The organism is Bacteroidota bacterium, from assembly GCA_016721765.1.
In the GTDB taxonomy this organism is placed as follows: Bacteria; Bacteroidota; Bacteroidia; order UBA4408; family UBA4408; genus UBA4408.
In genome coordinates, this window is the sequence record JADKHO010000001.1 from 330229 (window position 1) to 350102 (window position 19874).

Consider the following 19874-nt stretch of genomic DNA (forward strand, 5'->3'; position numbering starts at 1 on the left):
TGAGCATGATTTGAAACGGCTAACATTGTGGTATTGATAGAACGCTGATTTTTTAGGATGATTAAGATTAAATTATGATTTTTTGCTCTGTTGAGTTAAATTTCATTCTAATATTTTTGCTAAGTCATGCTAAGCGGAGGTGGCGATTACTCGAACACGGATTAGGCGGATGAACATGATTTGAAGTGGCTTACATCGTGGTATTGATAGAACGCTGATTTTTTAGGATGATTAAGATTAAATTATGATTTTTTGCTTTGTTGAGTTAAATTTCATTCTAATATTTTGCTAAGTCATGTTAAGCGGAAGTGGTGCATCCTGGAACACGGATTTTGCGGATGAAGCAGATTATTGCGGATTTTGTTGCCATTTTTAATGGGAATATGGGATTTATTTAAAAGCAATAGCTTTATGACGTTCCAAGGTAATTTTTAGGATACTATATTTACTCCATCTATTTAAGACTTAATATCATGAAAGCAAGCGTTAATGTAGTTTATGGGCCTGCAGAAATCCTGCAAATAAAGGACGTACAAAAGCCGGTGCCGAAACCCAATGAAGTACTTATTAAAATTCACGCCACAACGGTTAACCGCACCGATTGTGGATTTCGTGCTCCGGAGTATTTTATTGTTCGATTATTTAGTGGCATTTTTAAACCTAAACATCACATCCTTGGAAATGAACTTTCTGGAGTGATTGAAGCAGTAGGTGAAGCGGTAAAAAATTTTAAACCGGGTGATGCTGTCTTCGGGCTAAGCACCTATAAATTTGGTGCGCATGCCGAATATATTTGTGTTCCCGAAACCGGCTCCATTGCTCTTAAACCAAACAACATGAGCCACACCGAAGCGGCAGCAGTATGTGACGGCATGATGTTAGGAAATAATTTAATTCGAAAAATTAAATTTAAAAATACCCCTCACATTTTAATCAACGGTGCAAGCGGCTCTATTGGAACAGCCTGTGTACAACTTGCAAAAATGGGTGGTGCAGAGATTACAGCCGTGTGTGCCGGGTCTAATTTCGATTTAATCAGGTCATTGGGAGCAACTACTTTAATTGATTACACAAAAGAAGATTTCACAAAAAGAAAGCTGCAATTTGATTATGTTATTGATGCGGTTGGAAAAAGTTCTTTCTTTAAATGCAAAAGAATTCTAAAACCCGGTGGTACCTATTTTTCAACAGAGTTAGGATACCTTTCGCAAAATGTTTTTCTGGCATTGCTCACACCGTTGCTGCCGGGCAAAAAAGTAAAGTTCCCAATTCCTACTGACAGTCAAAAGGATATTTTGTATTTTAAATCGTTACTTGAAAGTGGAAATTACAAGGCTGTTATTGATAAAATTTATCCTCTCGAAGAAATTGTAGCAGCAACAAAGTATGTGGAAACAGGCATGAAAACTGGTAATGTAGTGGTGACATTTTAAATAATTAATTCGGTACCATATTGAGTAATAGTATTAACAGGTTTTGCTTACACGAAACTAATCATTCTTCTATCTTGATTACGGTGAATTCTAGATTTTACGGCACACCTACAGCTATCCTAAAAAATAATTCCTTCCACATTCCTTTTCATTGTACCTTAGTTGAATATTTGGAGGAATTCAAATTGAATTTTACACCTCAGCTTTAAAAAACATGAAAGAAGAAAGACTCGCAGTCTTAATTGACGCGGACAATGTACCCTATGCCAACATCAAGGAAATGCTGGAAGAAATTGCAAAAACCGGTACCCCCACGATAAAAAGAATATATGCCGATTGGACAAAACCCACTGTAAGCGGATGGAAAAACGTGTTATTGGAAAATGCGATTACGCCCATTCAACAATACAGTTACACAACCGGAAAAAACTCAAGCGACAGTGCATTAATTATAGATGCTATGGATATTTTGTATTCCGGAAAAGTGGATGGATTTTGCATCGTATCCAGCGACAGCGATTTTACCAGGCTAGCCATTCGCCTAAGAGAAGCGGGAATGAAGGTTATTGGTATCGGAGAAAAAAAGACTCCCCTGCCCTTTATTACTGCCTGCGATAAATTTGTATACATCGAAATATTAAAAACAGTGAAGCAGAGTACTGTCGAAAAAGCAGCACCTCATAAGGTAAAAGCCAAAGAAAAACCTGCGCCCCTCACCCGTATTGACCAAGCATTAATTGATTTGTTGACAGAAAGTGTTAGCGATTTAGCAGACGAAAGCGGATGGGCCTTTTTAGGGGAGTTGGGCAATTTTATTCTTAAAAAACAACGCGATTTTGATCCAAGAAACTACGGATTTCCGAAACTATTGCCACTCATCAAAAGCACCAATAAATTTATTTTGGATGAGCGAACTACCGGAATAAATAATATTCGACACATTTATTTAAAAATTAAATAAGTAATCGAAACTACTCTCTTTACAAGCATTTTAAAATTTCGTCACTCATCGGGCTTAGGGATGCCGGAAAAAATTTTATGAGTTCACCTTTTTCATTAATCAAATATTTGGCAAAATTCCAATCCGGTTGCGTATCGTTCCAACCATTTAATTCCTTTGTGGAAAGCCATTTATAAAGCGGCGCCATTTCTGACCCTTTAACCGAAATTTTTTCAAACATCGTAAAAGTTACTCCATAGTTTTTTGTACAAAAGGATTGAATATCCTGATTGCTGCCGGGCTCTTGACCTCCAAAATTATTTGCAGGAAAGCCAAGCACTTCCACCTTATCTGCGTATTTTTTGTGGAGTTCTTCCAGCTCTGCATACTGTGGTGTATTTCCACATTCAGAAGCAGTATTTACTAGTAGCATTTTTTTGCCTTTGAATTGAGCCAGTGAAAGGTCTTTTCCGTCTATTGATATCAATGTAAAATCGTATACCGAAGTGCTTGTTTGCATGGTTGATAAGTGTTTGTTTTCCGGACGGGTTTGAATTTCACCACAACCGGCTAAACCTATAAAACCCATTAGAAAGATAGATGAATAAATTAAATTAGATTTCATTTCTTGCTTTTTTACCTAACAGCTAAAATTAAATAATGTTTCATCACTTTACTCAAATTTCTCTGAGAGTGTTGTCTACCATTTTGTAGCAGGATATGATTCAACTCATTGCGTGTTATTCCAATTGAAATTATCTTTGATAAAGTATTAAACATACGTTATCTTTTTTCAATAAATTAATTAAAACCCCAATAAAATGAACTTCTTTAATTTAAAAACAACTTGGAAAAACTGGGAATTCATTCCCTTAAAATTGTGCATTGCCGCCGCTTATCTGCTAATTGGCGCCTATTTTCAAGAATGGATTAGAAACCATTATATGCCGCTATTGCTACTATTTGTAGTATGCGTATTATGGGCAGTTTATTTATGGATAAGTAAGCTTAGAAAAGAGAACTAGAGCGCCTTAATTTAAACCGCTTTCATTGTTTCCAATTGCTCGCTTAATCCAGCCCAGTTTTCCATTTCCTTTTCCAGATTTGCTTTCAGCGCTTCATACTTTTGAAAGATATCACTTGTTTTGATAGCTTCCTTGTATTTCTCGGGATCCATCAGCACCTCATCCATTTGCTTGATTTCAGCTTCTAAGCGTTCAATCTCCTTTTCGCTTTTACTGATTTGATTGGCAATTTTACGCAGTTCCTTATCGCTTTCACGCTTTTGTTCGAAGCTGATTTTATTTTCTTCGTTGGAAGCCTTTTGCGCCTTCTTTTCATCAGAAGCCGCTTTTGCCATTGTCGCTTTTACTTCCAGCTCACCTAAGGAAGCCATTTTTTTGGAGGCCAAAAAATCATACACATCACCAATGTGTTGCTTGATTGTTTTATTTCGAAACTCAAAAACTTTATTTGTTAATCCTTGTAAGAAATCGCGGTCATGGCTAACAATAATTAAAGTGCCATCGTATTTAATTAAGGCGCTTTTCAACACATCTTTACTACGCATATCAAGGTGGTTGGTTGGCTCATCCAGCACTAACAAATTATAGGGGTGCAACAATAATTTGCACATTGCCAAACGCGATTTTTCACCCCCTGAAAGCACTTTCACCTTCTTTTCAATGGTATCTCCACCAAATAAGAAGGAGCCCAATAAACCTCTTACATTTTTACGAATGTCGCCCACAGCCGCTTCATCAATGGTTTGAAAAACTGTTTTCTCTCCATCCAGCATCTCCGCTTGATTCTGCGCATAATAACCAATATCCACATTGTGGCCAATCGTTAATTTTCCATCATATGGTTCTTTGCCTACAATCAGTTTCGACAAGGTTGATTTTCCTTCTCCATTTCTACCCACAAAAGCAATTTTTTCCTGACGTTCGATCATAAAATCAATGCCCGAAAAAATGACTTTATCACCATATTTTTTCTGCACCTGCTCTGCTTCAACAGTCACTTTTCCTGATCGCGGTGCTTCCGGAAAGCGGAATCGAATACTAGAAGTTTCTTCATCATCCACTTCTACGCGTTCTAATTTATCCAGCTTTTTAATTAAACTCTGTGCAAAAGCTGCTTTGTTTTTCTTTGCTCGAAATTTATTTATCAGCTCTTCTGTATGTTCAATGTATTTTTCTTGGTTCTTTGCTTCAGCTTGTTGCAGCGCTCTTCGCTCGGTCCGTAATTCTACATAGCGGGAATAATTTGTTTTGTAATCGTAAATTTTCCCTAAACTAATTTCTATGGTGCGATTGGTAATGTTATCCAAAAAAGCCCTATCGTGGCTCACCAACACTAAAGCACCAGCATAATTTTTCAAGAAATCCTCCAGCCATTGAATACTTTCAATATCCAAGTGATTTGTGGGTTCATCCAGTAATAACACACTGGGCTTTTGCAATAAAATTTTTGCCAATTCAATGCGCATTCTCCAGCCACCGCTAAACTCATCCGTAAGACGGGTTAAATCGGAGCGTTCAAATCCTAATCCAAATAAAACCAATTCGATATTCGAATGAATGCTGTACCCATCCAACATTTGGTAGCGTTCATTGCAATCATGTTGTTCATGAATCAAATCTAAATATTCCTTGCTGGCGTGGTCTTGACGCTTTTCCAGCTCTTTATTAATTTCCTCAATTTTATGTTCCAGATTTTTAATCTCCACAAAAGCAGTGGCTGCTTCATCAAAAACAGTTTGCCCCGATTGATATACCATTTCTTGCGGCAAATATCCGAGTGTGCAATCATTTTGTTTGGCAATGGAGCCAGATTCTGAAGCTTGCGTGCCGCTCAATATTTTTAGTAAGGTAGATTTTCCTGCACCGTTTTTTCCAACCAAGCCAATACGATCGCGTGAATTCACCAAAAAGGAAACTTCATCAAACAAAAAATTGCCGCCAAATTGAACGGATAACTGATTAACCGAAATCATTTTATTTTAAAAATTTAGGCTGCAAAAGTAATCAAATTGGGCGGTGTTTGAGATAATTCGCCAAATGATGAAACGCAAATTTATATGTAAAAAGCAAAATGCCTTCCCAAAAGAAGTAACCTTCCAGTCTGAAATCATAAAACCAATTCAACCTATCAACCCGATGATTAATCCCAAATATAAGCCTCGTCATACTCCATTTTGTAACGCTTAAAAATTACTCGAAGCTCATTCTGAAAATTCCTTTTCTCGTGGTGTTGACGCTGGTTTGCGATATACTGAATTACTCGGTCAACTTGACCTGGATTTACAGAAAAAGCAGCATATCCATCTTGCCAGTAAAAATTAGCAAGGTCCTCTCCTTTTGTCTTAATCCATTTTGATGAATGGGATTTTACTACCTCCACTAATTTCATTAATGCAATTTTTTTAGATAAAGCACATAAAATATGGACATGGTCAAGATAACCACCTACTATTATTGGTATACTTTCACGATTCATACACATACCGGCTAAATAAGCAAACAACTCCTTTTCTATTTCTTTTGAAATAAATGGTTGACGGTGCTTTGTGCTAAATACAATATGAACATAATTTTTTACTAAGGATTGTCCCATTTTAGATGTTGGTATTTTTCATTTATTTATGATGTTGTGAAGGGCTATGCCCTTCACAAATATAGAGCGCCCCGATGGGGCTTGATAGAGTATTTTTGGATGATTTTTTTTGTTGTTTTGGTTAGGAAGGGCATGAAGTTGTGAAGGGCTATGCCCTTCACAAATATAGAGCGCCCCGATGGGGCTTGATAGAGAATTTTTTTATGATTTTTTTGTGTTTTGGTCAGAAAGGACAGTGCCCTTCAAGAATACCACATAAAGCCCCAACGGGGCGCACTATTATGGTGAAGGGCAAAGCCCTTCATCACTACGAGTAAAAATCATCCAAAAAACCAAAGGGCACCCATTATGATGAGTTGGACTTAGCTAATTGCCGTTTGTTACCCTTGGGAATTTTAGTTATTAATTAACTTTTATGTTACGTGATTTTTCAATTGTTTGAATGTTCTGATTTGGAGAGAACTTCACAAATAGCGTTACAAATTAATAGCTACTTGATTTTTGTTCAGAAGCTTTTTAGTAGGATACCAGGCTGCAACAAAACCAATAAAGAGGACGGTTAGAAGCACCAGCACTAAATCCAAAATTTCCATTTTTACAGGATATGCGTCTACTACAAAGGAGCCACCGCCCGGCATTTTTATCCAGGCAAAATGGATTTGCAAAAAACAAATTATGGTTCCAAATATAATTCCGCTGAGTCCGCCTACTAAGGAAATCATCATTCCTTCGGTCATAAACAATTTTCGAATAAATGCGTGTGTGGCGCCCATGCTTTTTAAGACATGCACATCCTTTTTCTTTTCTATAATTAACATGGTGAGCGAACCAATTACATTGAATGTTGCTATGATTAGAATAAATCCGAGAATTAAGAAAACAGCCCATTTTTCAGAGCGCATTATTTTATACAAAAGCTCATGTTGCTGAAAACGATTTTTTACCTGCATGGAATTTCCTGCAAGCTGTTCTATCTGCTTTTGTACTTTTTGCTTGTCGCTGCCCGGCTTCATCATAATTTCGATGGCAGAAACTTGCTGTGTATAATTCAATATTTTTTTTGCAAAATCAATTGGAACTAGCACATATTTAGAATCAAAATCCTGTTGAATGGCGAAAACTCCGCTGCAGGTAATCGCTTCCGATGAAAATGCATTTTCGGGATTTAAGGTAGTAACAGCTATTCCACGTTTTGGAACGTAAATCGAGAGCGGACTTAACACATCATGAATGTTAAGCGAAAGCTTATTGGCAACACCTTGTCCCACTAATGCAAAATAAGTGCAGTCTTGCTGCAAAATCAATTTACCATCAGCTAGCATGGTATCCAATCCAGTATGTTTTAAATAGCTTGCATCCATGCCCTTTATGGTTGCGATGTATTGCTTATTATGGTATTTTAGTAAGGCATTCTCTTCTATAACTCCAGTGGTGTAAGCAACGCCATCAATTGCATTTAACTTTGAATAGAAGGAAGTATCAGGCATAAAGGTTTTCCCAATTTTTGCCGATATTTCAATATCTGAATCAAATGAATTATAAAGTGAAACAACCAGGTTTTCGAAACCATTAAACACCGAAAGCACTACTATCAATGCCATTGTGCCTACAGTTACTCCGCCAATAGATATAGCGGTAATAATATTGATGGCGTTGTGCGACTTTTTAGAAATCAGGTACCGCTTGGCAATAAAGAGCGAAAGATTCATATCAAAATTTTTCTGCCATCGGTTAAATTTAAAAAACTATTTCCAGGCTTTCACAATCAAACCGGTGCCTGTTGGATGATCCATGTTGGTGTCGAAAAAATTAAGCACGAACGAAATGGGGTATGTTACAAGGTAATAAAAAGGAAGCAGGATATAAAAAAGTTTGGTTTTTCCGAGCATCGTAATTGGGTACTTCATACTTAGTCTCCATGATATTTTTCCGGGTGTACCGTAAGAATAGCGCACATCTGCTTTGCTGAAACCGGCTGATTTTAATTTATCGGCAATTTCCTTTGCATTGTAACCATCACGCACGTGCTCTTCGATAAAGGAAGTTTCTCCATCGCCATGCACATCTGAACCGCCTTGATCTGATGGAGTTGAAATTAAAAGCATTCCACCCTTTTTTAGCGACGCATGAAAATTTTTAAAGACCTGAACATCCTCTAAAATATGTTCCATAACATCCACCGAAAGGATTAGATCAAAGGTATTTTCCTGTTTAAACACAGTTAAATCTTCTACACTAAACTGAACATTGTTTCGTTTCACTTTCTTAAAAAAACTGGCGCAGTCTGCCACCTGATCTTCCTTTACATCCACTGCTTTAATAACCCACTTAGGATTAATTCCGGATAGATAGTAGGAATACTGCCCAAAGCCCATTCCTGCATCTAAAATCGAAATGTAACTGCGTTTTACTTTGTTCCATTCACGAATTTCTTTGTGAATGTGCCAACTGCGTAAAAGGAGTAAATCAAGTAATTTGTAAAAAAGAATTCGAAGTGTGGGAGTAGTGTTAAAAACCTTACCTAATGAGCTTTTAATAGGATCGTAAAACATAGCTTGCTGTAAATGGCTAAATTATTTTTTTAAAAGGGATTCAATTTTCATCGCATAATCGAGTGAGTCATCAATAAAAAACTCAAAATTTGGAATAATGCGCACCTGTTGTTTGATGCGGTCGCCAATGCGTTTCCTAATTTCCTTACTCTGTGTTTTAATCAATTTTAAAGTGGGTTCACGATCTTTCTCCACAAGCATGCTCAAGTAAACCTTTGCAATAGATAAATCGGCACTTACACGCACTGTGGTAACTGTTATAAATGCACGGTTAAATAGGTTCCCGCTTTCGCGTTGAAATAATTCTCCCATCTCCTTTTGCAGGAGGCGTGAAACCTTATTTTGACGTGTTGAATCCATTGCTTTGCAAATGTATTAAAAAGTTTTGTAGCGCTCCGAATACCGATAGTTGTGCGGTTTAATTAAAGGCACTCGTGAACCGCGCCTTTATTTCATTCGGAAGAAAATCTGTATTGGCACTCCTTCAAAATCAAAATTTAGCCGCAACTGATTCTCAATATACCTGCGATACGACTCCTTGATTAATTGCGGTTGATTGCAAAAAAACGCAAAGGAAGGAGCCAAGGTTGGCAATTGAGTACAGAACTTAACTTTAATGTACTGTCCGTTTAACGCAGGTGGCGGATTACTCTGAAAAATGGGCAACATCACCTCATTCAACACATTGGTTTTAATGCGCTGGATGCGGTTTTGATATACCTTAGTTGCCACCTCAAGCGCTTTAAAAATACGTTGTTTGCTCAAGGCAGATATAAATACAATGGGAACATCTTTAAACGGCATAAGCTTCTTGCGGATGCGCTCTTCAAAAGTTTTTGTAGTGTTGTTCTCTTTTTCAACTAAATCCCACTTATTCACCAAAATCACAACACCTTTTCGGTTGCGCTCTGCCAAATGAAATATATTCAAATCTTGTGATTCAATTCCTTCTTTTGCATCCAATACCAGCATGCACACATCACAATTCTCAATGGCTTTGATGGAGCGCATCACCGAATAAAATTCCAAATCCTCGTGTACTTTCCCCTTTTTTCGAACACCTGCTGTATCTACCAATAAAAAATCATGTCCAAAACTTTGGTAACGCGTGTGAATGGTATCGCGCGTGGTTCCTGCAATGTTTGTAACAATGTTACGCTCCTCTCCTACCAAGGCATTTAGCAAAGATGATTTCCCTACATTGGGTCTTCCCACAATGGCAAATTTGGGTAAATCCAATTCTTCTTCGTCCTCATCACTTTTAAAGGATTTCACTACGTCATCGAGCAAATCGCCCGTACCACTTCCATTGATGGAGGAAATGCAATACACATCGCCCAATCCAAGCCCATAAAATTCAGCAGCCCAGGTTTGACGATCGCCATTATCAACCTTATTGGCTATCAAAAAAACTTTCTTTTTGGTTTTGCGCAAGAGGTTGGCTACTTCGCGGTCGTCGTCGGTAATACCAGTTGTAACATCCACAATAAAAAGCAAAATGCTGGCTTCATCAATGGCAATTTTTACTTGCTTTCGGATTTCACCTTCAAAAACATCTTCCGAACCGGTCACATATCCGCCGGTATCAATAATACTGAATTCACGTCCGTTCCACTCACACTTTCCATAATGACGGTCGCGTGTTACACCGCTGAGTTCATCAACGATGGCTGCCCGGGTTTCGGTAAGGCGGTTAAAAAACGTTGATTTTCCTACATTAGGGCGACCAACAATGGCAACGATATTTGGCACGATTACTTATTTTAAATTTACTGTAAATAAAAAAAGCCGCTATAAAAGCGGCTTTTAATAGTAGCGGGGGCCCGACTCGAACGGACGACCTTTGGGTTATGAGCCCAACGAGCTACCAACTGCTCCACCCCGCAATATATCTTTAAGAACTGGTTTTAAATTTTATCCCTCGACTTTAGCGCGCTTTGTGCTTAAATTTTGGGAGTGCAAATATATATTTTGTTTCTTTGTAATCAAAATAAAAAAACAATTGGCACATAAATCCGGTTTTGTAAACATAATTGGCTGTCCCAATGTGGGTAAGTCCACCTTGATGAATGCGCTTGTAGGTGAAAAAATATCGATTATTACCTCTAAGGCACAAACTACTCGGCACCGAATTATGGGAATTGTGAGTGGCGACGACTTTCAAATTGTGTATTCCGATACCCCGGGTGTGCTCGCTCCAAATTACAAATTGCACGAAAGCATGATGAAATTTGTGAGCAGTGCTTTATCTGATGCAGATATTATTTTGTTTGTGACCGATATATTCGAAGATACCAAAATAGATGCGGCAACCTTAGAGAAAATCAAACAAGCTACAGTTCCTGTTATGTTGGTTATAAACAAAGTGGATTTGAGCACACAAGAAAAATTGGAGGAAAAAACTGCTTATTGGAAAAATGAAATCCCCAAGGCCGAAATTATTCCCATGTCGGCGCTTCGTAAGTTTAATGTGAATTATCTTTTCGATCGAATACTTGCCTTATTGCCTGAATCGCCGGCTTATTACGAAAAAGATCAATTTACCGATAAGCCCGAAAAATTCTTTGTTTCGGAAATTATTCGCGAAAAGATTTTGAAATTTTATTCGAAAGAAATTCCCTATTCGGTGGAGGTTGTGGTGGATGAATTTAAAGATGAGCCTACCATTTTAAAAATTCGTTCAGAAATTATGGTTGCCCGCGAATCGCAAAAAGGGATTATTATAGGTCATCAGGGAAAAGCACTTAAAAAAGTTGGAACAGAAGCCCGCCACGACTTGGAAGATTTTTTTCAGAAAAAAGTCTTTTTAGAATTGCACGTAAAAGTGAACAAAGACTGGCGCGACAGCGATTCACAGCTTAAGCGATTCGGTTATAATTTATAATACACACCATGTTTGATTACAAAGAGATTCTTACCGTAAGTATGATATTGTTTGCCGTGATAGATGTCATTGGCTCTATTCCTGTATTGATTGATTTACGGAGCAAAATTGGATTTATTCAAGCAGAAAAAGCCTCGTTGGCATCTTTAGCAATAATGCTTGTTTTTCTTTTTGTGGGCGAGCAAATTCTAGGGTTAATTGGCTTAGATGTAAGCTCTTTTGCCATTGCAGGTTCATTTGTACTCTTTTTTATTGCCATCGAAATGATTTTAGGCATTACACTCTATAAGGATAGCGTGCCGGCCACTGCATCTATTGTGCCTATTGCCTTTCCGTTAATTGCGGGCGCTGGAACTATGACTACCTTGTTATCGCTAAAAGCGCAATATCACGATAGCAACATAATTGTTGCCATTTGCCTTAATATGATTTTTGTGTACTTGGTATTAAAAAACACCAAATACCTGGAGCGTATGCTGGGCCCGGGTGGTATTAATATTGTGCGAAAAGTGTTTGGCGTAATTTTGTTGGCTATTGCAGTAAAGTTATTTCGCACCAATGCTGGGATGTAAGGTATCTAACCTACACCAATTAAGGCAACTGAATCAGCGTAAAGGCTTAAACTTACCAAGTAAAATTTTACCAATTACTTTCACGTAATTTCTCCAGCTAATGCTTTTTTTCTCCTTTTGTACCTTTTTTAAGGTGTAAATTTTTTGTTGATGCTCCGAAAAATAATGGAGCGATGCTTGATTTTTCATTTCACACTAATTTATTTGCCGCAAACATACATGTGCAGTATTACCAAACTGGTAAGAAACAATTAAGGATTGTTCCAGTAGAAAAGATTTTTTCATGAAAAGCAAACAATTTTAATACAGCGACACAACTTGGCGTAGTGGGTTTTCATTTTTGTAAAAAATATTAAACCTATGAACGACTACTTATTTCTTACCGGACTCACCGTAACCTTGCTGGCGGGATCGTATTTTGTAAAATCAATGGTAATGGCCAGTGTGCAAGTTATTAAAGGAATTTTGAATCTATTTGATTGAGGGGTCAAGGCCTTATTTATGAATAAGCCGTTTTGCTTCTTTCAAATAAGCATGAGTTACGCGCCACCATAAGCGTTATTTCCTGTTCTTATCCTTGTTAGCTAAGCGATGCGCTAATAGCGTGATGATATACCTTTAACGAAGGTTCTTACTTGCTTTTAAATAGGACACTTCCAAAATCATATTTTATCATAATCGTCTTAACAAATCTGCGTTCCATTTAAGCCGCCCTAAAAGCTTCCAAAATCCCAAATCCTTAATCCTTATTCAATCGCCACTTTCCAATTCCTTAAGAATCTTATTTACATCCTCTTCGGTGCTGCTGAGTTTGCTTTTACATATTTTTATAAGCAATGCAGCACGTTTCACTTTTTCGGAAAGTTCATCAACCGAAATTTCTCCTTCTTCCATTTCGCTAACAATTCTCTGAAGCTCCTGAAAGGCTTCGCTGTAATTTATTTTTTCGCTCATGATTTTTTCTTGTTGTCTGGGTTCACGGTACTTTTTATAATTCCTTTTAAAAGTTGTGTGCTGATTTCATCACCCGCCTTTACTTGTGTGCTCTTTGTGATGGCTTTTCCGTTTAACAAAGTTATGCTATACCCTCTTTTTAACACATTACTTGGATGTAAAATCGACACATTTTTTTCGAGGTGACTGAGCTCCTTATTTTTATTGATATAGAAGGTATTTTTATTTCGGGTTAACTCAACTTGCTGCACGAGGATACTCTCCTTTTCATTTTGAAAAATAGTTTGCACTGATTTTAATACGGTTCGGGAAACGCTCTTTATTTCGCTGCGGTTGGTGCTCAGCACATTCTCGCAGCGTGAGCGAAAGAGCTTTATTTCGGATTGAAATTTTGTTTTCGATTCGCGCAGCAAACGCATTGATTTATCGCTAATCTTGCGTTCCGCATCCTTCACCGGCACCGAAAAATTATGAAATTTTTGGAGCAGGTAGTCGGCCAACTTGGTTGGAGTGATTGCATTTGCATGCGATATGAGTTCACTTACCGTTTCATTTGTAGCATGACCAATCCCGGTAAGGACAGGCAATGGAAATAAGGCAATTTCTTTGGCGAGTGCATAGCTGTTGTAACAGGAAAGCCCAACATCTCCGCCTCCACCACGTATTATAGCTACCACATCAAAATGTGCTTTCACCTTTTTAATTCTTTTTAATTGAGCAATAATGCCGGCTACTGCTTTATCTCCCTGCAAAAGGGAAGGAAAGAGTAAATGAAAGAATTTGTAATTCCATTCATTGTTTTCGATTACCCGCATAAAATCTGCATAACCCTTACTACTCTCCACCGAAATAATTGCAATACGCTGTGGGAGCAATGGAAGCGGAAGCGATTTATTTAAATTGTAAATTCCTTCTTCTTTTAATTTAAGAATGGTTTCTTGTTTTTCCCGCTCCAGGTCGCCCAATGTGAAACTGGGATCAATGTCACTAATCAATAGAGACAATCCATGTGCCGGATCGAAGGTGATTTTTGCGAGGAACAAAATTTTTATTCCATCTTTTAAAGGTTCCTTCAAAACAGCTAAAAAATTGTTGTTGGCATGCTGAAAATCGTCTCGCCACAAAATGGCTTTAACTTGTGCAATCACTTTTCCATCCTGCTTCTCCACCAACTCCGGGTAACAGTGACCCGATTGTTTGTAAAAATTCAGTTTATTCATTTCGGCCTTTACCCAAAAGGCAGAGGTATAGCGCTCCTTAAGCGTTTTTTGTATGCTTTGGCTCACCTCCAAAAGGGAGTAAATCTTTTTATCGTTTATTTTTTCAGGCAAGCTACTTTTAGAAAAACAAGTGTACTTAAGACTCAAAGATAAGCCGATAACAATAGTACAAATTTGCAGTGATTCTTACAATCCAATGATTGTATTGCAATCAATAGCGCGACTATATTGCAGTCGATGAAGGAATTAATTTTAATTAAACACAAAAAAAAGTTAGCCTATTTGCTTAATGGAATACCATCTTAGCTGCAATCCTGACATTATACAGCTTTGTTCTAATTTCGTATACCGATTGAATTCCTTTCCTGAAATTTGGCTTTCATTTGAACTTTACTTACTTTTGACGTAAGTATATAAAAGAGCGCATGATTATTACTTTTGGAGACAAAGACTCAAAGAAAATTTGGGAAGGTGAACGAGTGAAAAGATTGTCGACAGAGATTCAAGAAATTGCTAGACGTAAACTAAGAATGCTTAACAATTCTCAAGACCTTAACGATTTGCTAATACCTCCTTCCAACAGACTTGAAAAGCTAAAAGGAAATTATAAAGACTTCTACTCTATCCGTATTAATAATCAATGGCGAATAATTTTTAAATGGAATAATGGTAACGCTGACGAAGTAGAAATTATTGATTATCACTAAATGACAAATGAAATGAAAAAGCTAAAAAACATTCACCCTGGAGAAATTCTTAAAGAAGAGTTTTTAATGCCTCTTGAAATTAGCGCTTATAGACTCTCCTTAGACATCGGAATTCCACAGACTCGCGTTTCTGCAATCATAAAAGGAAACAGAAGAATTACTGCGGACACAGCGCTTAGACTTTCTAAATATTTTGGAAATTCTGCAAAATTCTGGCTTGGACTTCAAGACGATTTTGACATTGAAGAAGAAAAAGATCAGAAGAAGGCAGAACTAAACGCGATAAAGCTGTGCACTCGCAACGCCGCATAACAGCGGCTTTGCGCATTCTTATTTGAGGAGGAATGAAGGTAAATAAGCTTTGAAGTTCGAAGAAAGTTTCTGGAATAAAATATTGCAATATAAATTTCGGTAAGGATTTTTTTCTTTATTGTACTATTTTCGGCTGACCGACCACATTGCGAAAGCTCAAAATAAAATACAGCGTTAAGCCGAAAACAATTTACACGCTCTTTTAAATTAAATTTTTGCCTTCGTGATCTTAGCGTATTTCATTGTGATCTTAGTGGCTAAAAAATTCAAACGCATTTCTCAAAAACAAATCACTTGAAAGAATCGTTCTTTTGCTCAAGCTATTCTTCTTAACCCAAAAGCGGATTTTAAGAATTATAATGAACGCATCAATCGTAACAATAGCATTGTTAAAACTTCAAGTTTTAGCTTCAGTTTTTATACAGCTTTCTTCCTGCTTGCCCTTCCACAGCAATAAAATAAATGCCTTTAGGCAGCGCTTGCAAATTCACAACATTTTGTTCCCGATTTAAAACTTCGGAATAAACACTTTCTCCTAATGTATTTAGGATGTTCATTTTTAAAGCCTTTGTTCCGGGTTTTAACTGAATAATTAACGCTTCATTGAATGGATTGGGAAAGCAGGAATAAATCAGTTGCTCATTTAATTCTGTTATCGCATTTGGAGCATTGGTGGTAAACACTACTTCATTGCCATAAGCGGTTCCGGTGTTGTTTGTTGCATAGGCTCTAACGTAATAAGTAGTGCTCGGCAATAAACCAATTAAATTACTGGTAAAAGTTCCAGCACCACTTCCGCCTGAAACAATGCTATTGGCTAGGGTTGGATTGGGCGTTAATGCAAAACAAATGCCCCGAGAACTCACCGCTGAACCTCCTATACTGGTTACTTCTCCTCCACTAGTCGCCGTTACATCGGTAATAGAAGTTACAGTTGCTGTTGTTATGGATGCCAAAATAGGTGCAGTAGTTGTAAAAACACGATCAATGCCATAAGCTGTGCCGACTGCAGAAGTTGCGAAAGCGCGCACATGATAGGTAGTTCCGGGTAATAAGCCTGTTAATGTGCTCGTAAACGCTCCTAATCCTGTACCAGAGGTAATAACCGAATTGGCGATTGTTGGATTACTAGTGGTGGCATAACATACCCCCTTTGCTGTAACGGGTGAAGAACCGGCAGCCATAGCACTGCCACCGGAATGAGCGGTAGTATCCGTTATCGCTGTAACCGCTGCCGTTGATACAGTAGCCAAAACTGCTGTTGCTGTGGTAAAAGACACTTCTTGCCCATAATTGGTGCCAACCGAATTAGTTGCATAAGCTCGGATGTAATACTTTGTTGCACCATTGAGTCCTGCTAAACTAACTGAAAAGGCACCAACACCTGAACCAGAAGCAATGGTAGAACCGGCAGTAGTTGGATTAGGACTGGTGGAATAACACAGCCCTCTTGCACTAACAGCTGATGCACCGGCATTGCTAATGTAGCCGCCTGCTGTTGCTGATGAAAAAGTAATGGCTGAAACCGAAGTTGTTATTAATCCCGGTGATGATGTAGCTGTATTTCGGGTAAAGGAAACATACCTGCATGTATTCTGGGTTCCACAAACTGAATCTTTTAACAGGTGCACGCGCAGCACAGCGCCATTTGTGATAGAGAAATTCAAGGGTTGCACTCCTTTTGTAATGACCACATTGTTCAAATCGGTTAGTGTAAAAAAGTCGGCAGCAATACTGGAAGTAAGGGTATAATTCCCGGGATAAAAATCAACTTTTGCGTAGGTTCCAGCATATTGACAAGCTCCAATAATAGTGGTTTGCCCCGCAGTACTTGAACTATACACCGTAGATGCAGGGCTTTGAGTACTACCATAACAACCCACAGGTGGCGTTGTAAATACAACCTGAGAACCATAACCTGTGCCTGCAGTACTAGTTGCAAATGCTTTTAGGTAATAGGTTGTATTGGGACTAAGTCCAGTCATATTAGAAGTAAAATACCCTGAACCGGTGCTGGTACCCAAAGTAGCAAAATTGCTAAGTGTAGGATTAGGGGTAATGGAATAGCATACCCCAAATTGCGATGGTGTGGCAGAACCATTGTTGGTGATTAATCCGCCACTGGTGGCAGTAGTAGCAGTAATTTGAGTTACACTTGGGTAGGTATTTAAACTCGGCACAACGGCCGGTCTTGAAACAGATATGCCTCTACAAATATTGTCGTAAAGACACTGATTGCTTGAGTGGATATAAATTCTAACCGTTGTAAGTGTATTAGTTTGAAAAATTAGTGGCTGTGTTCCATCTGCGATTGAAAAACCATTGTCATCGGTTACTGTAATATAATCAGTTGCTATGGTAGAATTCACCTGATAAAAAACGCCCCCACTTGAGTACATCTTAAAAAGCTGATCGGAATGGATACACGTTGAAGTTCCATTTGTAACAATTAAGGGACCTCCGATTCCTGGCCCGGAATATATAGTTGCAGAATATAATGTTCCGGTGCTACAGGCAAATAAGTTGCTACGTACTAAGACAATAAAAAATGCTAAGAGTAATTTTTGTTTCATAATTAATTGGTGTTTAAGGGTTAATGTTGTAAAGATATATTTCTTATCAAAAAAAAGCATAATCGCTAAATAGGTTTTTTGCACGCTGATTTAGAATTTAACTAATTATGTTCATGAAAACAATACAGAGGCAATGATTGTGCAGTATGCTGAGGTTTATATTATTAGTTTTACACGAGATTACTTGATTGTTAATGGGTAGACGGAAATTGTAAGATATTAAGTAGTTATGCGTTACAAACGCATACTTCAATGCATCCGCGTTGCAAACGCGGACGAGTTACGGGATAATAATTTCTTACAATGTGGGGAAATTGGCAAAATAAAAAATCCCCAATCCAGTAAAATCAACTGTTTGGGGATTTTTTTTGTGCGGATGAAGGGACTCGAACCCCCACGCCTCACGGCACCAGATCCTAAGTCTGGCGCGGCTGCCAATTACGCCACATCCGCAGCTTTTGTAAATTGGAGGTGCAAATGTAATTTAATTTTCATAATAGTCCTATTTTTCGGCTTGTCCTTAGAAATTTATTCGGCCTTTAATCAAAATAAAACACCGCAAAATTGCTCACAATTCATCCATAATTCACCCTCCTCCTCCAAAAATTATTGCTACTTTTACACAAAATATCTTATGCTTACAATCAACCCGCTGGAAGTCTCGGTTCCTCGCATTCACAACTTTCTTTTATCAGCCGTTGCGCCGCGTCCCATCTGCTTTGCAAGTACAATTGATGCAGCCGGAAATCCGAATTTAAGTCCCTTTAGTTTTTTTAATGTGTTCAGTGCGAATCCACCCATCGCCATTTTTTCGCCGGCACGAAGAGGACGTGATAATACTACCAAACATACTTACGAAAATGTGAAGGAAGTAAAGGAAGTAGTTATTAATGTTGTAAACTACGATATGGTGCAACAAGCTTCCCTTGCCAGCACGGAATATCCAAAAGGAATTAATGAATTTACAAAGGCCGGATTTACTCCTATAGCTTCTCAAATTGTTAAACCGTTTCGGGTAAAAGAATCACCGGTGCAAATGGAATGTGTGGTGGAGGAAGTAGTGGAATTGGGTGATCAAGGAGGTGCCGGAAACTTGGTGATATGCCGTATTGTGTTGATGCATATCGATGAATCGGTGCTCAACGAAAAGGGTACCATCGACCAAAATAAAATTGATTTGGTAGCACGCCTTGGCGGGGATTTGTATTGCCGCGCTTCGGGCGATGCCTTGTTTGAAGTGGCAAAACCGCTCACTACCATTGGCATTGGCGTAGATCAAATACCGGCAACAATTCGCCACAGCAAAGTGCTTACGGGTAACAACCTAGGCCAATTGGGCAATTGCGAAAAAATGCCTTCTGCGGAGGAAGTGGATGCATATAAAAATTCCGAACAATTTGCGCATTTGTTGAGTCACTTAAACATTCAAATGGATTATTTTGCAGCCAACCAGCACATCATCGCTAAGCATTTACTGGATGAAGGAAATGTGGCGGAGGCTTGGAAAATATTGCTTATTTGATTTATTGATTCGTTGATTAGCAGATTAGCCGATAAGTTGATGTTTTGGATGGGATGATTTTTTGATTTTTTTGATTTGGATTGACTTAGAAAACAGGTAAAGAACTTAACTTTTATTCACTATTAATTTAAAAACAAGTAGCATGTTTAACATCACAGGAACACTCAAAATGAAAGGAAACGACCAGCAGGTTTCCGACAAATTTAAAAAACGCGATTTCGTTCTTACGGAGAACAGTACTCAATATCCACAGTACATTAGTTTTCAACTTACGCAAGATCGTTGTGCTTTGCTGGAGCCATTTAAAGAAGGGTCTGAGATAAAAGTATTTTTTAATTTGCGTGGCCGCGAATGGGTGAGTCCGCAAAACGAAACCAAGTATTTTAATTCCCTAGAAGCTTGGAAAATTGAAGCAGTTGGTGCTGCTCCTGCAGCTGCTCCACAACAAGCTGCTCCTTCGCATTCCTCCACACAAATGCCTGAACCTGTTCCGGCACCTACTGAAGAAGACGATTTACCTTTTTAAAGATTAAGCTCTACGCAAATAGCGTGTCTAATTTTAAACACATAGGAACATAGTTAACATA

The 19874-nt window shown here is 38.2% G+C and carries 19 protein-coding genes and 2 tRNA genes; 8 read left to right on the forward strand and 13 right to left on the reverse strand.

From position 1 onward, the window contains the following. The first annotated feature begins 473 nt into the window (after positions 1–473). Positions 474–1433 carry an NAD(P)-dependent alcohol dehydrogenase gene (locus IPP32_01380; protein ID MBL0046739.1) on the forward strand — a complete coding sequence of 320 codons (960 nt, stop codon included), beginning with the start codon at positions 474–476 and terminating at the stop codon, positions 1431–1433. 214 nt (positions 1434–1647) lie between these two features. After that, positions 1648–2394, forward strand: a complete 747-nt coding sequence (locus IPP32_01385; GenBank protein MBL0046740.1) for an NYN domain-containing protein — start codon at positions 1648–1650, stop codon at positions 2392–2394. A gap of 19 nt (positions 2395–2413) precedes the next feature. Here IPP32_01385 and IPP32_01390 read toward each other — a convergent pair whose 3' ends face one another. From IPP32_01390 to IPP32_01425, 8 genes are all read right to left on the reverse strand, one after another. Beyond that, positions 2414–2998 (reverse strand): glutathione peroxidase, encoded by a 585-nt coding sequence (locus tag IPP32_01390; GenBank protein MBL0046741.1) that lies wholly within the window; start codon positions 2996–2998, stop codon positions 2414–2416. A gap of 411 nt (positions 2999–3409) precedes the next feature. Beyond that, on the reverse strand, positions 3410–5371 hold the full coding sequence (locus IPP32_01395; GenBank protein MBL0046742.1) for an ABC-F family ATP-binding cassette domain-containing protein: 1962 nt from the start codon (positions 5369–5371) through the stop codon (positions 3410–3412). Between the two features lie 167 nt (positions 5372–5538). Continuing rightward, a complete protein-coding gene (gene tnpA, locus IPP32_01400; protein MBL0046743.1) occupies positions 5539–5991 on the reverse strand; it encodes an IS200/IS605 family transposase in 453 nt (150 codons plus the stop codon). A 476-nt stretch (positions 5992–6467) separates the two neighbouring features. After that, positions 6468–7700: an ABC transporter permease gene (locus IPP32_01405; protein ID MBL0046744.1), complete on the reverse strand. Its 1233-nt coding sequence runs from the start codon at positions 7698–7700 to the stop codon at positions 6468–6470. Positions 7701–7736: 36 nt separating this feature from the next. Further along, complete coding sequence (locus IPP32_01410; protein MBL0046745.1) at positions 7737–8543, reverse strand: class I SAM-dependent methyltransferase; 807 nt, start codon at positions 8541–8543, stop codon at positions 7737–7739. A 21-nt stretch (positions 8544–8564) separates the two neighbouring features. Further along, the gene (rbfA, locus tag IPP32_01415; protein MBL0046746.1) at positions 8565–8903 is read right to left on the reverse strand and encodes a 30S ribosome-binding factor RbfA; all 339 of its coding nucleotides are present in this window, start codon (positions 8901–8903) and stop codon (positions 8565–8567) included. Between the two features lie 87 nt (positions 8904–8990). Then, entirely contained in the window at positions 8991–10295 is a 1305-nt protein-coding gene (gene der / locus IPP32_01420; protein MBL0046747.1) for a ribosome biogenesis GTPase Der, read from the reverse strand. A gap of 61 nt (positions 10296–10356) precedes the next feature. Further along, positions 10357–10429 (reverse strand) — tRNA-Met (locus IPP32_01425). A gap of 116 nt (positions 10430–10545) precedes the next feature. Between IPP32_01425 and era the strand changes: the two genes are divergently transcribed. Then, positions 10546–11427 (forward strand): GTPase Era, encoded by an 882-nt coding sequence (gene era, locus IPP32_01430; protein MBL0046748.1) that lies wholly within the window; start codon positions 10546–10548, stop codon positions 11425–11427. Positions 11428–11435: 8 nt separating this feature from the next. Continuing rightward, the gene (locus IPP32_01435) at positions 11436–11999 is read left to right on the forward strand and encodes a MarC family protein (GenBank protein ID MBL0046749.1); all 564 of its coding nucleotides are present in this window, start codon (positions 11436–11438) and stop codon (positions 11997–11999) included. Positions 12000–12032: 33 nt separating this feature from the next. Here IPP32_01435 and IPP32_01440 read toward each other — a convergent pair whose 3' ends face one another. From IPP32_01440 to xseA, 3 genes are all read right to left on the reverse strand, one after another. Beyond that, positions 12033–12188 carry a hypothetical protein gene (locus IPP32_01440; protein MBL0046750.1) on the reverse strand — a complete coding sequence of 52 codons (156 nt, stop codon included), beginning with the start codon at positions 12186–12188 and terminating at the stop codon, positions 12033–12035. A 561-nt stretch (positions 12189–12749) separates the two neighbouring features. Further along, positions 12750–12953 carry an exodeoxyribonuclease VII small subunit gene (xseB, locus tag IPP32_01445; protein ID MBL0046751.1) on the reverse strand — a complete coding sequence of 68 codons (204 nt, stop codon included), beginning with the start codon at positions 12951–12953 and terminating at the stop codon, positions 12750–12752. After that, positions 12950–14284 (reverse strand): exodeoxyribonuclease VII large subunit, encoded by a 1335-nt coding sequence (xseA, locus tag IPP32_01450; protein MBL0046752.1) that lies wholly within the window; start codon positions 14282–14284, stop codon positions 12950–12952. Before xseA ends, xseB begins: the two co-directional genes overlap by 4 nt. Positions 14285–14598: 314 nt before the next feature. On the opposite strand from xseA, the gene IPP32_01455 reads away from it, so the two are divergent. Both IPP32_01455 and IPP32_01460 read left to right on the forward strand, forming a co-directional pair. After that, the gene (locus IPP32_01455; protein ID MBL0046753.1) at positions 14599–14880 is read left to right on the forward strand and encodes a type II toxin-antitoxin system RelE/ParE family toxin; all 282 of its coding nucleotides are present in this window, start codon (positions 14599–14601) and stop codon (positions 14878–14880) included. A 12-nt stretch (positions 14881–14892) separates the two neighbouring features. Next, positions 14893–15192 carry a HigA family addiction module antidote protein gene (locus tag IPP32_01460; GenBank protein MBL0046754.1) on the forward strand — a complete coding sequence of 100 codons (300 nt, stop codon included), beginning with the start codon at positions 14893–14895 and terminating at the stop codon, positions 15190–15192. A 410-nt stretch (positions 15193–15602) separates the two neighbouring features. Here the strand turns inward: IPP32_01460 and IPP32_01465 are convergent, their stop codons facing one another. Together IPP32_01465 and IPP32_01470 are read right to left on the reverse strand one after the other, a co-directional pair. Beyond that, positions 15603–17765, reverse strand: a complete 2163-nt coding sequence (locus IPP32_01465; GenBank protein MBL0046755.1) for a T9SS type A sorting domain-containing protein — start codon at positions 17763–17765, stop codon at positions 15603–15605. A gap of 371 nt (positions 17766–18136) precedes the next feature. Beyond that, positions 18137–18218, reverse strand: a tRNA-Leu gene (locus IPP32_01470). Positions 18219–18399: 181 nt separating this feature from the next. On the opposite strand from IPP32_01470, the gene IPP32_01475 reads away from it, so the two are divergent. Beyond that, a complete protein-coding gene (locus IPP32_01475; protein ID MBL0046756.1) occupies positions 18400–19287 on the forward strand; it encodes a flavin reductase family protein in 888 nt (295 codons plus the stop codon). A gap of 142 nt (positions 19288–19429) precedes the next feature. Then, positions 19430–19813, forward strand: coding sequence for a DUF3127 domain-containing protein (locus tag IPP32_01480; protein MBL0046757.1), 384 nt, complete (start codon positions 19430–19432; stop codon positions 19811–19813). Positions 19814–19874: the final 61 nt, after the last annotated feature.

Coding starts and splice junctions, on each gene's coding strand:
- IPP32_01380 (MBL0046739.1), top strand. CDS start 474: ATGAAAGCAAGCGTTAATGTAGTTTATGGGCCTGCAGAAATCCTGCAA.
- IPP32_01385 (MBL0046740.1), top strand. CDS start 1,648: ATGAAAGAAGAAAGACTCGCAGTCTTAATTGACGCGGACAATGTACCC.
- IPP32_01390 (MBL0046741.1), bottom strand. CDS start 2,998: ATGAAATCTAATTTAATTTATTCATCTATCTTTCTAATGGGTTTTATA.
- IPP32_01395 (MBL0046742.1), bottom strand. CDS start 5,371: ATGATTTCGGTTAATCAGTTATCCGTTCAATTTGGCGGCAATTTTTTG.
- tnpA (MBL0046743.1), bottom strand. CDS start 5,991: ATGGGACAATCCTTAGTAAAAAATTATGTTCATATTGTATTTAGCACA.
- IPP32_01405 (MBL0046744.1), bottom strand. CDS start 7,700: ATGAATCTTTCGCTCTTTATTGCCAAGCGGTACCTGATTTCTAAAAAG.
- IPP32_01410 (MBL0046745.1), bottom strand. CDS start 8,543: ATGTTTTACGATCCTATTAAAAGCTCATTAGGTAAGGTTTTTAACACT.
- rbfA (MBL0046746.1), bottom strand. CDS start 8,903: ATGGATTCAACACGTCAAAATAAGGTTTCACGCCTCCTGCAAAAGGAG.
- IPP32_01435 (MBL0046749.1), top strand. CDS start 11,436: ATGTTTGATTACAAAGAGATTCTTACCGTAAGTATGATATTGTTTGCC.
- IPP32_01440 (MBL0046750.1), bottom strand. CDS start 12,188: ATGAAAAATCAAGCATCGCTCCATTATTTTTCGGAGCATCAACAAAAA.
- xseB (MBL0046751.1), bottom strand. CDS start 12,953: ATGAGCGAAAAAATAAATTACAGCGAAGCCTTTCAGGAGCTTCAGAGA.
- IPP32_01455 (MBL0046753.1), top strand. CDS start 14,599: ATGATTATTACTTTTGGAGACAAAGACTCAAAGAAAATTTGGGAAGGT.
- IPP32_01460 (MBL0046754.1), top strand. CDS start 14,893: ATGAAAAAGCTAAAAAACATTCACCCTGGAGAAATTCTTAAAGAAGAG.
- IPP32_01465 (MBL0046755.1), bottom strand. CDS start 17,765: ATGAAACAAAAATTACTCTTAGCATTTTTTATTGTCTTAGTACGTAGC.
- IPP32_01475 (MBL0046756.1), top strand. CDS start 18,400: ATGCTTACAATCAACCCGCTGGAAGTCTCGGTTCCTCGCATTCACAAC.
- IPP32_01480 (MBL0046757.1), top strand. CDS start 19,430: ATGTTTAACATCACAGGAACACTCAAAATGAAAGGAAACGACCAGCAG.